At 34.8% G+C, this 14,826-nt stretch carries 21 protein-coding genes and 1 riboswitch; of the genes, 7 read left to right on the forward strand and 14 right to left on the reverse strand.

Features of this window, described 5'->3' with window-relative positions; genetic code table 11:
• The first annotated feature begins 314 nt into the window (after positions 1-314).
• On the forward strand, positions 315-1,478 hold the full coding sequence (locus K5S59_RS26030) for a cation:proton antiporter (RefSeq protein ID WP_098873124.1): 1,164 nt from the start codon (positions 315-317) through the stop codon (positions 1,476-1,478).
• 63 nt (positions 1,479-1,541) lie between these two features.
• On the opposite strand, the gene K5S59_RS26035 is transcribed toward K5S59_RS26030, so the two are convergent.
• The 8 genes from K5S59_RS26035 to K5S59_RS26070 all read right to left on the reverse strand — a co-directional run bounded on the left by K5S59_RS26035 (position 1,542) and on the right by K5S59_RS26070 (position 8,127).
• The gene (locus tag K5S59_RS26035) at positions 1,542-1,904 is read right to left on the reverse strand and encodes a DUF3986 family protein (protein WP_236078347.1); all 363 of its coding nucleotides are present in this window, start codon (positions 1,902-1,904) and stop codon (positions 1,542-1,544) included.
• Complete coding sequence (locus tag K5S59_RS26040) at positions 1,904-3,253, reverse strand: aspartate aminotransferase family protein (RefSeq protein ID WP_120449773.1); 1,350 nt, start codon at positions 3,251-3,253, stop codon at positions 1,904-1,906. The genes K5S59_RS26035 and K5S59_RS26040 overlap by 1 nt, the downstream gene beginning before the upstream one ends.
• Before the next feature lie 180 nt (positions 3,254-3,433).
• On the reverse strand, positions 3,434-4,984 hold the full coding sequence (locus K5S59_RS26045; protein WP_001103251.1) for a solute symporter family protein: 1,551 nt from the start codon (positions 4,982-4,984) through the stop codon (positions 3,434-3,436).
• A 2-nt stretch (positions 4,985-4,986) separates the two neighbouring features.
• Positions 4,987-5,328, reverse strand: coding sequence for a DUF485 domain-containing protein (locus K5S59_RS26050; RefSeq protein WP_000817368.1), 342 nt, complete (start codon positions 5,326-5,328; stop codon positions 4,987-4,989).
• Between the two features lie 274 nt (positions 5,329-5,602).
• Complete coding sequence (locus tag K5S59_RS26055; protein WP_000832145.1) at positions 5,603-6,232, reverse strand: sterol desaturase family protein; 630 nt, start codon at positions 6,230-6,232, stop codon at positions 5,603-5,605.
• A gap of 82 nt (positions 6,233-6,314) precedes the next feature.
• Positions 6,315-6,608, reverse strand: a complete 294-nt coding sequence (locus K5S59_RS26060; RefSeq protein ID WP_000286363.1) for a hypothetical protein — start codon at positions 6,606-6,608, stop codon at positions 6,315-6,317.
• 19 nt (positions 6,609-6,627) lie between these two features.
• On the reverse strand, positions 6,628-7,260 hold the full coding sequence (locus K5S59_RS26065; protein WP_000466561.1) for a LysE family transporter: 633 nt from the start codon (positions 7,258-7,260) through the stop codon (positions 6,628-6,630).
• Positions 7,261-7,398: 138 nt separating this feature from the next.
• A complete protein-coding gene (locus tag K5S59_RS26070; RefSeq protein ID WP_098259041.1) occupies positions 7,399-8,127 on the reverse strand; it encodes a YqcI/YcgG family protein in 729 nt (242 codons plus the stop codon).
• A gap of 262 nt (positions 8,128-8,389) precedes the next feature.
• Here K5S59_RS26070 and cspB point away from each other — a divergent pair, with 262 nt between their 5' ends.
• Both cspB and K5S59_RS26080 read left to right on the forward strand, forming a co-directional pair.
• Positions 8,390-8,587: a cold shock-like protein CspB gene (cspB, locus tag K5S59_RS26075; RefSeq protein ID WP_001161731.1), complete on the forward strand. Its 198-nt coding sequence runs from the start codon at positions 8,390-8,392 to the stop codon at positions 8,585-8,587.
• A 119-nt stretch (positions 8,588-8,706) separates the two neighbouring features.
• The gene (locus K5S59_RS26080; protein WP_000534395.1) at positions 8,707-8,955 is read left to right on the forward strand and encodes a DUF2564 family protein; all 249 of its coding nucleotides are present in this window, start codon (positions 8,707-8,709) and stop codon (positions 8,953-8,955) included.
• Positions 8,956-8,988: 33 nt separating this feature from the next.
• Here the strand turns inward: K5S59_RS26080 and K5S59_RS26085 are convergent, their stop codons facing one another.
• The 3 genes from K5S59_RS26085 to K5S59_RS26095 all read right to left on the reverse strand — a co-directional run bounded on the left by K5S59_RS26085 (position 8,989) and on the right by K5S59_RS26095 (position 10,474).
• On the reverse strand, positions 8,989-9,165 hold the full coding sequence (locus K5S59_RS26085; RefSeq protein ID WP_000358801.1) for a zinc-finger domain-containing protein: 177 nt from the start codon (positions 9,163-9,165) through the stop codon (positions 8,989-8,991).
• Positions 9,166-9,177: 12 nt separating this feature from the next.
• On the reverse strand, positions 9,178-9,837 hold the full coding sequence (locus K5S59_RS26090) for a ribonuclease H family protein (RefSeq protein ID WP_000875526.1): 660 nt from the start codon (positions 9,835-9,837) through the stop codon (positions 9,178-9,180).
• Positions 9,838-9,985: 148 nt separating this feature from the next.
• Positions 9,986-10,474, reverse strand: a complete 489-nt coding sequence (locus K5S59_RS26095; protein ID WP_001026476.1) for a QueT transporter family protein — start codon at positions 10,472-10,474, stop codon at positions 9,986-9,988.
• 6 nt (positions 10,475-10,480) lie between these two features.
• Positions 10,481-10,525, reverse strand: a riboswitch (PreQ1 riboswitch).
• 132 nt (positions 10,526-10,657) lie between these two features.
• On the opposite strand from K5S59_RS26095, the gene K5S59_RS26100 reads away from it, so the two are divergent.
• The 3 genes from K5S59_RS26100 (at position 10,658) to K5S59_RS26110 (ending at position 12,907) form a co-directional block, all read left to right on the forward strand.
• Positions 10,658-11,530 (forward strand): aldose 1-epimerase family protein, encoded by an 873-nt coding sequence (locus K5S59_RS26100; protein WP_000127421.1) that lies wholly within the window; start codon positions 10,658-10,660, stop codon positions 11,528-11,530.
• 71 nt (positions 11,531-11,601) lie between these two features.
• On the forward strand, positions 11,602-11,988 hold the full coding sequence (locus K5S59_RS26105) for a reverse transcriptase-like protein (RefSeq protein ID WP_120449771.1): 387 nt from the start codon (positions 11,602-11,604) through the stop codon (positions 11,986-11,988).
• Between the two features lie 13 nt (positions 11,989-12,001).
• Positions 12,002-12,907, forward strand: a complete 906-nt coding sequence (locus tag K5S59_RS26110) for a DMT family transporter (RefSeq protein ID WP_000711151.1) — start codon at positions 12,002-12,004, stop codon at positions 12,905-12,907.
• A gap of 2 nt (positions 12,908-12,909) precedes the next feature.
• Here the strand turns inward: K5S59_RS26110 and K5S59_RS26115 are convergent, their stop codons facing one another.
• Positions 12,910-13,170, reverse strand: coding sequence for a DUF6123 family protein (locus tag K5S59_RS26115; protein ID WP_001195212.1), 261 nt, complete (start codon positions 13,168-13,170; stop codon positions 12,910-12,912).
• 182 nt (positions 13,171-13,352) lie between these two features.
• On the opposite strand from K5S59_RS26115, the gene K5S59_RS26120 reads away from it, so the two are divergent.
• Positions 13,353-13,913, forward strand: a complete 561-nt coding sequence (locus tag K5S59_RS26120) for a cysteine hydrolase family protein (RefSeq protein ID WP_000806340.1) — start codon at positions 13,353-13,355, stop codon at positions 13,911-13,913.
• Between the two features lie 42 nt (positions 13,914-13,955).
• Here K5S59_RS26120 and K5S59_RS30530 read toward each other — a convergent pair whose 3' ends face one another.
• Both K5S59_RS30530 and K5S59_RS30535 read right to left on the reverse strand, forming a co-directional pair.
• Entirely contained in the window at positions 13,956-14,381 is a 426-nt protein-coding gene (locus K5S59_RS30530; protein ID WP_002071154.1) for a GNAT family N-acetyltransferase, read from the reverse strand.
• 83 nt (positions 14,382-14,464) lie between these two features.
• Complete coding sequence (locus K5S59_RS30535; RefSeq protein WP_002071153.1) at positions 14,465-14,797, reverse strand: GNAT family N-acetyltransferase; 333 nt, start codon at positions 14,795-14,797, stop codon at positions 14,465-14,467.
• Positions 14,798-14,826: the final 29 nt, after the last annotated feature.

A 14,826-nucleotide genomic window follows, 5' to 3' on the forward strand; every position in this document is an offset into this window, starting at 1 on the left:
CACATTTATAATTCGTGAAATAGCATTTAGGCTTTATTATTTGTAATGAAACAGGACTTCATACTATTTCATACATATAAAAATTCACACACTACTCTTATATGTATATCCCCAATAACACAGTCTCTCTCTAAAAAAGCTCCCATTTTTCCATTGATTTTTTATAAAATCTATTATATATTAATTACAGGTTCAAATTACGAGTTCAAAAGAACTTGTAATCAGACCCTTTGTTTAATGGGTTTTACATATTTTCATTAGGCAAATTCCGAGAAATCGTAAGATAAAAATAAAAATGATGAGGAGAGGATCCGATGGATTTCGAATTTTTCTTTCAAATTGCACTTATTTTATTAAGTACAAAGCTTGCTGGTGATCTTAGTGTTAGACTAGGTCAACCTTCTGTACTAGGTAAATTAATTGTCGGTATCGTTATCGGTCCAGCTATATTAGGTTGGATTGAAAATTCAGAGCTTCTAACACAATTAAGTAATGTCGGTGTTATTCTTTTAATGTTTATGGCTGGTCTTGAAACAGACTTAGAGGAATTAAACGCAAATCGTAATTCTTCTTTAGCAGTTGCACTGGGAGGTATCGTTCTACCATTCGTAGGTGGTTACGTTTCTGGTCTTGTTATGGGGATGGAACAAGGAAATGCTGTATTTTTAGGATTACTTCTATGTGCGACAAGTGTTAGTATTTCCGTACAAACACTTCGTGATTTAGGAAAGATGAAAACACGTGAAAGTACAACTATGCTGGGCGCGGCTGTATTTGATGACATTCTTGTTGTTATTTTATTAGCATTTGCAATGAGCTTCTTAGGTACAGACGATGTTAACTTAACAATGGTTATCTTGAAGAAAGTTGTATTCTTCGCTTCTATTATTTTAATCGGATGGAAAGGTGTACCTGCAATCATGCGCTGGTTATCACCACTGCGCGTATCTGAGTCTATCGTGAGCGCGGCTCTTATCATCTGTTTCTCATTCGCATATTTCGGTGAATTATTAGGAATTGCGGGTATTATCGGTGCTTTCGCAGCTGGTATCGCTATTTCTCAAACGAACTACAAACATGAAGTAGAAAAGAAAGTAGAACCAATCGCTTACGCTATGTTCGTTCCAGTATTCTTCGTAAGTATCGGTATGAATATTACATTTGACGGTATTGGTAATCAAATTTGGTTCATCTTAGCATTAACAGTAATCGCTGTATTAACGAAACTAATTGGTTGTGGCTTAGGTGCACGAATGACTGGATTTGACGCTAAGTCTTCTGCAATTATCGGTTCTGGAATGGTTTCTCGTGGTGAAGTTGCACTTATCATCGCAGGAACAGGACTTTCTTCAGGTCTACTAGCACAAGATTACTTTACAGCTATCGTTATTGTCGTTATTTTAACTACAATGATTACACCACCAATGTTAAAATACACTTTTGGTGCAAAAGATAAAGCAATGAAAGCAAGTAAATAAGCTTTCTACAATAAAAAGAGCTTACTATCTTATAAGATAGTAAGCTCTTTTTTCATTTTATCTTTACACAATTCCGTTCGTTTTTAACCAATTTTCAAACATAATTCGTGCTTCTTCATCATCCATATCATTACTAAATGAATACACCATAATGCCGTAATCATCTACATATTCACCTAGCTTCATTTTCTCCACTTTCTTATAAAAATCGCCTGCTTCATAGTGCGGAATATAAGCATCCCAAACTGGTTCATTTGTTCTTTTGTACGCCGTCACTTCTAAATCATATCCATCTTCATAATATCCGATGTGATAATGTTGACTAGGATCATATTTCTTCATAATAAATTCCCCTCCCTTTGAAAATTTATCATATTTCACATAATAAACAAAAGCGAGCTGTATATTACAGCTCGCTCGATTCATTAAATACGTTCCATTGCTGTCTTCAACGTCCCAACAACAAAGGCAATTTCTTCACTTGAAATAACAAGTGGTGGCGCTAATGTTATGACGTTATTATATCCTGCTGTTGTCATACCGTTTCGTCCTATAATTAAGCCTTTTTCTTTACAAGCATTTACAACACTTGCAATTTTGTCGTTATCAATTGGCTCTTTCATCTCTTTATCATTTACTAGTTCAATTCCAACTAGTAGACCTTTTCCTCTAATATTCCCAACAAGTGGATGTTCTCCAATTTCTTCTTTTAATTGCTCTAATAAAAGCGAACCCATTTGTGCAGATCGCTCAATTAAATTTTCATTTTCCATAATCTCTAAGTTTTTAAGTGCTAATGCACAAGCTGCAGGATTTCCACCAAATGTATTAATATGACGGAAGAATTCATATTCTCCCTTCCCTTTAAATGCTTCATATATTTCTTTTTTCACAGCTGTCGCTGATAACGGTAAATATGCACTCGTAATCCCTTTTGCCATCGTAATAATATCAGGCTTTACATCATAATTCATAAATCCAAATGCTTTTCCTGTACGTCCGAAACCGCAAATTACTTCATCGCTAATGAGCAATGCACCGTGTTTTTGACACGTTTCATGAATAGCTTTCATATAGTCTTGTGGCGGCATTAATATGCCTCCGCCCGTAATAATTGGTTCCATAATAAAAGCTGCAATCGTTTCACTTAATTCCCATGTCATAACACGATCTACTTCTTTTACACATTCTACATCATAAATGTTCTCTGCTTCTATTCCAGGCATACGATAACAATCTGGCGGCGTTACATGTAAAAATCCTGAAGCAAATGGCTCATATTGATATCTACGCTGCGCTTGTCCCGTCGCTGCCATCGTAGCCATTGTATTTCCATGATACCCGCGGTAACGTGACATAAATTTATAACGATGCGGTTCACCTTTTTGCGCATAGTATTGCCTTGCTATTTTAAAAGCTGTTTCGTTCGCTTCCGAACCACTATTAGAGAAGAAAATAACATACTCTCCTCCAAGCCACTCATTTAATTTTTCAGCAAGCTTTATAGCCGGTTCATGCGATTGTGACATCGGAAAGTATGATAATGTTTGTAATTGCTTATAAGCCGCCTCTGCAAGCTCTTTTCTTCCATATCCACTATTCACACACCAAAGACCGCTCATACCATCTAAATATCGTTTTCCTTGTATATCTTCAACCCAGCACCCTTCTGCTTTTGCCCCTACCATTGTACTATTTGGACTAAAGGGACGCATTCCGTGCCAAACATATTGCTCATCTTTTGCTAATAATTCATCAGTCTGTTTCGTTTTCATCATTTCTTCCACCTTCCATAACAACTTATTTTTCACAAAAGCTGCGCTGGTGCCATGATGATTTAATTTTCTCCCTACTTATTTTCATTCCACAAAATTAAGACAAAATCCTACTTACACTACAGTAATATTTACAAGAAAAAAAGAGCTTTTCTTATATATCGAAAAGCCCTTCTCTTTTTAATGGGAAGATGCATCACTAATACCATGACCAGTATTAGATTTCACAAGAATCTCATCAAATTTCGCTGCATCTTCTTTCTTACTAGATAACACGGTTCCTAAATATGCAGCAAGGAATCCAAGCGGAATTGAAATAATTCCAGGTGTCGTATATGGGAAAATCGCTTCCCCAACAAATATAGCTTTTCCAGCTACAGGGTTCCAAACATTTGGACTTAACGCTACGAGAACAATTGCTGATACAAGACCAACAATCATACCAGAGATAGCACCTGTTGTATTGAAACGCTTCCAATATATTGTGAATAATATAACTGGTAGATTTGCACTCGCTGCAACTGCAAATGCTAATGAAACTAAAAATGCTACATTCAATGTTTGAGCAAATAACGCTAGTATAATGGATAATACCGCTACTCCAATAGACGCATAGCGAGCCATTGACACTTGCTCTTTTTCCGTTGATTTCCCTTTGCGAATGATTTCATTATAAAAATCATGTGCAAATGCTGATGCGGCTGTTAATACAAGTCCCGCCACTACAGCCAAGATCGTTGCAAAGGCAATAGCTGATACGAAAGCAAATAAGAAATCTCCACCTAACGCTTTCGCTAATAAAGGTGCTGCCATATTACCAGCAGGATTCGCTTTAATAATCGCCTCATTCCCTACAAATGCCGCTGCCCCAAATCCTAAGAAAATTGTCATAATATAAAATGCGCCAATTAACCATGTAGCGTATACAACAGATTGACGTGCTGTTTTTGCATCACGTACTGTAAAAAAGCGAACAAGAATATGTGGTAATCCAGCAGTACCAAGGACTAGTCCTAAATTTAAAGAAAGTGTATCAAGACCATCTTTATACTTTACTCCTGGGTTTAAAAATGAATCTTTTAATGGTGTAGCTGTTTTCATTTGAGCGAACATTTCAGTCACACTAAAATTAAATTTTGAGAAAACGATAACAGAAATAATAAATGTACCAGCCATAAGTAATACAGCCTTAACAATTTGTACCCAGCTCGTCGCAGTCATTCCGCCAAATATAACGTACACTGTCATTAATGTACCAACGATTAAAACGGATGTCGTATATTCGATCCCTAATAATAATTTAATAAGTGCACCAGCCCCAACTAATTGTGCAATCATATAAAAAATTGAAATCGTCATCGTATTAAGCGCTGCAACGCCGCGAACTTTTTTCGCATCAAAACGCGCCGCAATCATATCTGCTAACGTGTACTTCCCTAAATTTCGAAGTGGCTCTGCAACTAAATATAATACAACTAAGTAAGCAACTAAGAAACCAATACTATAAAAGAACCCATCAAAACCAGTTAACGCGATCGCTCCGGCTATACCAAGAAAAGACGCAGCAGACATATAATCTCCTGCAATAGCCAGACCATTTTGCCAACCAGTTAATCCTCCTCCCGCTGTATAAAACTCACTCGCATTTTTCGTTTTTTTCGATGCAAAATAAGTTATGACTAATGTACCAAGAACGATGATTAAAAATAGTGCAAATGCGGTTACATTCAAAGTCAGCCCCTCCCTTTTTGCATATCTTGCAGAATGTTTTGTGAGATTTTATCAAAGGATTCTGCTTTTTTGCTATAAATCATACATAATGACCAAGTCATGATAAATTGTGCAAATGCAAACACCCATGCCCACGTAACATCCCCAAATGCTGGTGTATTGAGCACCTTTGAATACGATGTTAAAATAGGTAGTGCAATAAAAAAGCTTAAAAAGAAAATACTCATCGGAATGATAAACTTCTTTTTCGTATTTAATAGCAATTGAAATTCTTCTGACTGAACAACCTCTGTATAATTGACCTCATTTTGTAACTTACGTGCTGACGTATCATCTCGTTTCATTCTCTAATCCCCTCTCTTACTAGAAATACAATTCCCCCTTGTATACCCAAAGACTAAATTTTATAAATATTCAGAAACTTATTTCCATTTTAGACAATCCATACATTCCTGCAAAGATTTTTCGATAGACATTTTTCGGCATTTTCCCCTAAGTTTTTAATATACTTTTTCAACATAAAATTCACGTACTTCAATCTCATACCAGTCAAACTTCTACAGGAAGTTAGGCGGGAGTTTTGTCGCCCTGCAAATATCCGGATAAAAAAAGTAGTGCTTATCGCACTACTTTTGTCTTTTTCTCTTTTTCTAAATTACGAGCTGTTTCGCTTAATTCAACGTCTTTTCCATCTTTAAGCGTTCCAAATATGAAATCGAATACTGGATTTGAAACACCAAACCAAAACTTTTCATTTTTATAATGGTGTAATATGTGCTGTTTTTTGAGCCATCTTCCAAACTTAGTGACGGGACGAATTGGCTTATGTGCAATATAATGTTTCCATTCATAAACGAGAAGCATAATAATCATTCCGATTCCAAATGAAAGTGTAATAGTAACACTTTTTGCTATAGCGTATGATATAAGTAAATATATAGTAAAGCTAGGTATGCTAAACCATACTGGCAAAAATAAAAGTTTTAAATCATCTGGATACACGTGATGATCATAATGTAATCTTCTTAACATTTTTAATAAAAATACGTTTTTAGGCGGTTTTAAGTGAAATAAAAACCGATGTGTCATATATTCGTTAAGCGTATAAAAAACAATTCCAAACAAACACGCCAACACACCGATCCATGTGAAAAATTGCATTTTTAAAATAATGATGAAAATAAATAAAATACTATACATAATAACGATATCATGTTGTAAAAAGAACTCTTTCCCCACTCTCTTCATCTTCCTTCCCCCTTTTCCAAAAAAACAGCCGCAACATATCGTTACGACTATTTCTTTTATTTTTTATTTTATTCTATTCACTTTACAAATTTGCCTGCTGCTCTATTGTCGAGAAAAAATTGTTCGATCCAAATATATTTTGCTTTGGAATAATATGTTCCACCGCAAACACTGTTACTTCTCCTCTTTGAACCTCTCCAATAATGAGCCCAAATATTTCATGATTTACCGCAAACGTCGGTTGCTTTGTTTGTAGTAATCTTGCTGCATTATGAAATACCGCTTCATATAGTGGATTCCTATCAGTAATTTCTTTTCGGATTTTTGGTGCTAACGTAATAATAATTTCTTTTCCGTCAATAGTGGTTCGATACATAAAAATCTCCCCTTCAATCTTATGTGAACAACTGTAAAGCTTTGTATGCAAAATGGATAGAATATCCTACTAAAATAATACCTGCTCCGGCTGTTATATAGCCAAGTGCTTTTTGCTTTAATAAAGTTCTGCCAAAATGGACAGAAAAAGCGATATTTAAATTCCACAAAATAATGCCAACGATAATACAAAGACTGTACAAAAAGGCTTCTTGTTTCGTTACTTTCGTAAGCAATGAGCTAAGTGTACTTCCGTATATACCAAACCAAAAAACAAGATTTAATGGATTGGATATCGCAATTAAAAAACCTGCCATAAACGATTGTTTAAGGCCACCTACCTCTTCCTTTTTATATTCCATATTCGTGTGGGAAATTCCTTGTTTTACACTTTGAAATCCTAAATAAAATAATAAGAAAAACCCTGTGCAATACATAAAAGCTTGTACATATGTATACATAAACACAGAAGATAAACCGAAATAAATGAGAAGCATAAACAAAATATCTGCAGTCATTCCACCAATTCCAACAACCCACGCATGCCAAAAACCTCGTTCAATTCCTCGTTTTAACATTTCAATATTAATCGGACCTACCGGCGCAGCTAACGAAATACCTAATACAATTTGTTGTATAATCGCTCCAAACATCGCTCTATCCTTTCTACTTCCTTTACTATTAAGTAATGATGTAATAATTAAAAATAGACTAGCTTTCATCAAAATATTCACTACTAAAATACCCTTTTTTATCCAAAATATGCAAAAGAGCCATCCGGTTGATGGCTCTTACTTTTCTAACTTATGAAGAAAAGGACATTTTCCTTTTATCGGCTCTACATCGTCTCCAATGAAATATTGTTTCCATTCCCGATGATCTGGATCACCATAATGACTAATATTAGGATGCTTCGGCAACTGATCCCACTTTTCAACTCGCTCCCGGACCGTTTGTCTTGAATATGCCCCTTTAGGACGATCTCCTTCTAATCCATCAAAGATAGTGCGTGGTTGAAACCCAATAACGAGAGAATTTCCTAAATGTCTCGTTTTTCGTTGTTTATAAGCTGGTGCATTTCCAAATGCGAATATCGGTTCCCCACCAAATGAAAATTCCCATAAGTAATGGTCTGGGTCTTCAGGAATTTGCTTCGGCCATATTTGATCATCGTTTTCATGTAAATATTGTAGTACTTTCCAAAAGTACTCACGATAATATTCTAGTGATTGTTCCTCACATTCCGGTTCCACAAAAAGAAAGAATCCTCTTCTTACAATTGGGCGCTCTTTCATTAACTCTAAAAAAGATAACATTGTATGTGGCAAATGACTCCAATTATTATGAGAAAGAAATGAATAACGAAGTTCATTCTTTTTTAAAGCTGTTAAGCCGAAATAACACGGGAAAGTTGGTTCTAGCACGACACTCGAAAAATTTTGAAATTCTTTTGTAACCCAATTTGGTATGTCCGTTCTCGTTCTCATTCCTTCATTATCTAATAAATAAGACTCATTCATTCTTTCACCTCATTATGTATAGCATTCAATTAAGAATATTACATACTCGGCCTGTCCTATACCTATTTAAAAATTCGGCTGGAAAATTATTTAAAAATACAAAAAAATAAAATCGCTTACTTGACTAATTTCTACCAATTCGTGTATATTTAAATTAATCATTTAGCAGAATATTCAAGATTATAGCATTTTTAGTTTATATTATCTTTCAAATGAATTTCACTAAATGAAAAAAGCAAATGTTTTTAGGAGGAATTGTAACATGCAAGGAAAAGTAAAATGGTTTAACAACGAAAAAGGTTTTGGATTTATCGAAATGGAAGGCGCTGACGATGTATTCGTACATTTCTCTGCTATTCAAGGTGACGGCTACAAAGCTTTAGAAGAAGGTCAAGAAGTATCTTTCGATATTACTGAAGGAAACCGCGGACCTCAAGCTGCTAACGTAGTAAAACTTTAATCCAACATATAACAGGAGGTTACCTTACTTGGTAACCTCCTTTGTTATTCCTTTGTATATTTCCGTTTTACAGAGCAAAAACTATGTGAAATGCGCAATATACAAAGGAGGAAGTAATAATGGGATCAGAAGTAAATGATTTTGAAGAAGTAAAATTCCGTGTAGAAACAGCACAAAAAATGGTAGGATCAGCGACAATTTCAATGGATCCAGATACATTAGAGCATGCTACTACTGCTGTAGAAGCCGCTCGCTCTCAGCTTGAGATTATGAAATCTGTGGCAACAGATTTAGATGAGCCATTTTTAATGAATGAAGAAAAAAAATTAAGCAAATGCGAGCATCAACTAAACGAAGCTAGACACTAAAAAACATCCAGAGAACTTTCTCTGGATGTTTTTTCATGACAACTGTTCTCCATACTTTTTCAATGTTTCTCCAACTGTACATTGCCTGATACAAAAGGAATGAGCGTAATACTTACTATTTGTCTTTCGATTATGTTCTCGCAAGAAACACCCTTCACAATACGTTTCTAATAAGTCATTTACCTCTGTAATGAGTTGCTTTTTATCCACCTTTGCACCTCTCTATTCGGTTATTTCTTTATGACTGTCAATGACGGTTCCTTCTAATGCTTGCGTAGCTAATTGATGCGCTTCTTTATTTTGTTTTCTAGATATCGGTTCACATACAAGTTTTAACTTCATTTGCTTCGCTTTTTGTTCAATTTGATCTAAGTAATGATTTAAATGCTCATCATAACAAGGCCATTCTCCAGCCAATTGCTGCAGTACAACTTGAGAATCGCCGCGAAGTGTAACTGCTTCATACTTAATTCCGAATTCCTCGAGTATATTCATACCATATAGTAATGATGCATATTCCGCTTCATTATTATCATATATACCTTCTATATATGCATTACGGCGAATTCGGTATTTTGTATTTCCTTTTTTATAGTATACACATATACCTACTCCAGCTTCTTTCGTCTGTACATCATAACCGCCATCAAAATAAACGAGTATTTCTTGGGGCTCTTCCTCCACTTGTTTACTCAGCTTTTTCATTTCCTTTAATGACCATTCTGCATCCATTTCATCATAAAATGATAGTTCTTTCACTCTTCCTGTTTTCTCGAAATCATCTGCAAATTGTAGTACATCTTCTATGTTCATATAATCTGTCGTTAATTCCGTCTGCAAACCTCGCTTTGTTTTATACAACCAATGAATTTTATATTTCATACTAGATTCCCCTTATATAAGACTTCTTATATGTAGCCAGCTAATGAAAGCCTCACTTTATTTTATTATATTGTATCAAGAGTCACAGCATTATATTCAATGTGATTACATACAAAAAGAGCTATCCCTTTAGGAATAGCTCTTTCATCTATTGCATAAATCTTTCAAATTGTACTCGTTTATTAATCCAGTACATGACAGGCATACCGATCGCCATGACAACAAATTCACCGACTGCACATGTTAACCAAGACAACATAAATGGTAAACCCAATGCAAGATGAAGTTCAATTGCAATCATAAACATTGTAATTGTAAAAATAACTGTATTAAAAATCATACGAGCCCAAACACCTTTAATAAATCGCATAGAAATAATCGTTGCAACTAATGCAAGAATAGATTGCCCTACTCCAAATACTAAATCGTAAGCGATCATTGGTGAGAAAAAGAGATTTGTTAAAAATACACCTAATACAATTCCGTAAATTGCTTTCTTATTAAATACAACAAGATGATTAAACATCTCTGAAATACGAAACTGTACATTCGTAAAGCCAAATGGCTGAATAAGCATAGAAACAGCAATATATAATGCCGCTAAAATACCATTACCGACTAATGTTCTAATATTCATGACAAAATCTCCTTAGTTTTTTTACGTGGGATGGTTTCGAACCACGTTATTCGTTTTTTAAGCAACAAGATTATATTCTACGCAATACACACTCTTTCGTCAATAGATTCCTATCATTAACTACCTTTTTTCTTTTAGACAACGTATAATAAAACATATGAAAGTTTTAGGAGGTTTCACTTCATGACAGCAACAATTCAAAATGAAAAAGTGATCGTTTCCATTTCTGACAAAGGTGCAGAATTACAAAGCGTTCGCTTAAAAGAAGATAACACTGAATATTTATGGCAAGGCGATTCTACTTATTGGGGGCGCCGCGCACCAATTTTATTCCCAATTGTCGGCCGATTAGTAGATAATACATACTACGTAGATGGTAAACCATATTCTTTAACACAACACGGCTTTGCTCGTGATCTTACATTCTCTGTGAAAGAACAAAGTGAAACGAACATCACTTATATTGTTACTAGTAATGAAGAAACATTAAAAAAATACCCATACGAATTTGAATTACTCGTTTCTTATGAGCTAGACGGACAAATCGTCCATGTAACATATGAAGTAAATAACCCTGCTTCAAAAGAGATGTTCTTCTCAATCGGAGCACATCCTGGGTTCAACTTCCCCTTATTAGAGGGCGAATCATTTACAGATTATCATTTATCATTTAATGGTTCTGAACGCTTAGAAACAAGCGTATTAGAAGGACCTTACCTTTCAAGCAAAAAGCAATTAATCGCTGAAAATACGAATGAATTACCACTTACATACGATTTATTCAAAAATGATGCACTTATTTTTGAAAATATGAATACGGATGAAATCTCTATTCGTTCTCATAAACATAATAAATTTGTAAAAGTAGAATTTGACGGGTTCCCATTTGTCGGCGTATGGACACCAGGGGAAAACGCACCTTTCTTATGTATTGAACCTTGGTACGGGATTGCTGATGAAGTAAATCCAGCAAAAGATTTCAAGGAAAAAAAAGGAATTCAATCTTTACAAGCGAATGAAACATTTACATGTCGTTATAGTATTACAATCGGCTAAGTTACTCTATCCCCTACTTAAAAGGAAACATATAAGTAGGGGATCATCTTATCATTTGGAGGTTTCTCATTTTGATTGAAGTATATATTGATGGTGCATCAAAAGGAAATCCTGGTCCTTCTGGTGCAGGCGTATTTATTAAAGGGGTGCAACCAGCTGTACAATTATCATTGCCCCTTGGGACAATGTCCAATCATGAAGCAGAATACCACGCTTTACTTGCTGCATTAAAATATTGCACGGAGCATAATTATAACATTGTCTCTTTTCGTACAGATTCGCAACTTGTCGAGCGAGCTGTCGAAAAAGAATACGCAAAAAACAAAATGTTTGCACCACTATTAGAGGAAGCATTACAGTACATAAAAAGTTTCGATTTCTTTTTTATTAAGTGGATTCCAAGTAGTCAAAATAAAGTAGCTGATGAATTAGCTAGAAAAGCTATCTTACAAAATTAATGGGGGTATGGGTGTGAAAAAAGATTGGATTGCTCCTCTTGCTTTATTATTTGTCTCTTTTATTTGGGGAGCTACATTTGTTGTCGTTCAAAATGCTATGTCTTTCGTTGGTCCATTTACCTTTAATGGTATTCGCTTTTTATTCGCTGGAATTATTTTATTATTCGTTCAAATGATTTTCGCAAAAAAAACTTCAAAACAAGAAATAAAACAGAGTAGCCTCGCTGGATTAATCGTTGGATTCTTTTTATGTGTTGGCTATGTATTACAAACATTCGGCTTACTTTATACAACATCTTCAAAAGCAGGTTTCTTAACAGGGCTTAGTATCGTTATGGTACCCATTTTGTCTTTTATCTTTTTAAAACAAAAAGCTACCATTTTTATCGTACTTGGTATTGCTGTAGCAACAGCTGGTTTATACTTATTAACAGCTGGTGATTCTTTTCAATTAAACATTGGAGATATACTCATTCTCGGTTGTGCAGTCGCTTTCGCTGCCCATATTCTCGTTAACGGCTTCTTCTCTAAGAAAATATCACCTTTATTATTAAGCACGTCGCAAGTATTAGCTGTCGGCATGTTTTCTTCTATTTGCGCCTTTTTGTTTGAAGATTGGGAAAAATTATTTTCAATAGCACTATGGACGAATTCTTCCTTTTTATTTGCTCTATTTTTAACTTCCCTATTCGCGACATCCATTGCTTTTTTCATTCAAACATCAGCACAAAAACATACGTCTCCAACGAGAGTAGCAATCATTTTCGCAATGGAGCCCGTTTTTGCTGCCTTAACAGGCGTTCTCGTTGCAAACGAACAACTTTCTGTTTCTGCTATTATCGGATGCCTATGTATTTTCCTAGGCATGGTTTTTGTTGAATTACCTTCCAAAACAAAAAAAGAAGCGCAGGCTGCATGAAGTTACGCTTGTAACTTCCGCATAAAAGCCTTAGCGCTTTTTTTATCTGTAATTTCTTCTTCTTTCAATCGTTCTAATAACGCAACAAAATAACTCCCATCAAACTGTAATTGATGTTTAATTGTCGCTTCTATTGCTGCGTTCACAATTCCATCAGATGCACCAGTATATCCTTGTCCGAACATAATAAATCCTTGTGCTTCCTCTGATAATTTAAATCCTTTCGTATGTAAGAATGAAAGATAATCTTCTACTGTCTGCATGTTATTCCCACCTACTCAAAAATTCTCCATCTCCTATCATACATGTTTTTACACGCTATGAGAATGAAATTTCTTTGACAACTTTGTAAATCTATCGTCTACTGCATAGACAATAGAGGATTTCCTTGCAATATGAATGAATATGTATAGGGGAACTTATTTCATATTAAAGGGGAGACACGATGAAACAAGCACTATTAATTATCGATGCGCAGCAAGAATTAATGGATGGGAATGAACAAGAAAAAGAAGTTTTTCGTAAAAAAGAGTTATTATCTACACTAAATACAGCCGTACAGAAAGCGATAGATTCAAATGCCCTTATTGTTTTCGTAAGAGATATCGATGTTGCTTCTGGCAGCGGAGAAGGATTTGAAGTACATAATAAAATTAACGTACCTCAGTCTGCAATCCTTATTAATAAAGCAGCAACAAACTCATTCTATGGAACTTCTCTACTTGAACTTTTAAAAGAAGAAAAAATTAATCATATCGTTATCGGTGGATGTAAAACAGAACATTGCATCGACACCGCAGTTAGAACAGCTACTGTACAAGGATTTGATGTTACATTAATTAAAAACGGTCATTCCACAACTGATTCTAACGTATTATCTGCAGAGCAAATTATTGGTCATCATAATAAAACTCTACATGGACATTATAACGTTGATCATTTTTCAATGGTTAGAGATGTCGAGGAAGACCTTTTTCAACCTATTCATGATCAATATCGCGATTAAGTTGGCTATAAAAAAGAATCCTTCATTTAAAAGGATTCTTTTTTATCCAAAAATTTGTGCTGCAATACTATACAGATCATTACTCCTTTTTAATAATTCATCGCTATTTTTCATCATAATTGGTGGTGTATTAACCTTTTGAAAACCAGTAATTTCTAATTCTTTCATGAAACCTTTCTTTCCTTCTGGTACATCAATTCTTAATTTACCATGATGCTCTCTTGCTAAATCATGTACAATCCTCATTGCCATCGCATCATTTTTCGCAACGACTGGTCCTATTATTTTATTTTCTGATGTTTGTATACTTAAACCGTAACCTAATACATTTTGTTTGTTGTCCTTTACAACGATGCACTGTTCACTTTGTATCATTCTTTTCGTTAAAAATGCTTTTCTATTTGTTCCAAACGCATTTTCATCTAATTTTATTATTTCTTCTAAATCACACTCTTCATACTTCATCATATAATCTTCATTTCCTACACAATAATCATTCCCATTGTACGAGTTACATATGTATTTAGAAACATAGCTTACTGCTCTAAATCCTAATTTTTCATATAAAGGCTTTCCCGCGTCCGTAGCAATAAGCATAAGGGGAGTTTGAGCCGATACGCTCTTAATGCATTCGTTATCGCCTTTCCAATCCCTCTCCCCTTATAATCTGGATGTACAATGACCATTCCTATTGACGCTATCGCCTCTCCGTATAATATAATTGCAGCGCTTGCAATAAGTTTTTTTCTCTCATTCCATACGCCATATACAATGCCTAAGTTAAAAATCGTTTCAACTTCTTCTCTGTTATAATCCCAACCAATATAAGAAGATAACGCTACAATGTCCTCTATTTTTTCTTTCCTAAGACGTTCTATCCTCATTTCTAATTCAATAATACTCCATCCCCTTA

The sequence above is a fragment of the Bacillus sp. BML-BC051 genome (assembly GCF_019656175.1).
GTDB classification, from domain to species: Bacteria; Bacillota; Bacilli; order Bacillales; family Bacillaceae_G; genus Bacillus_A; species Bacillus_A mobilis.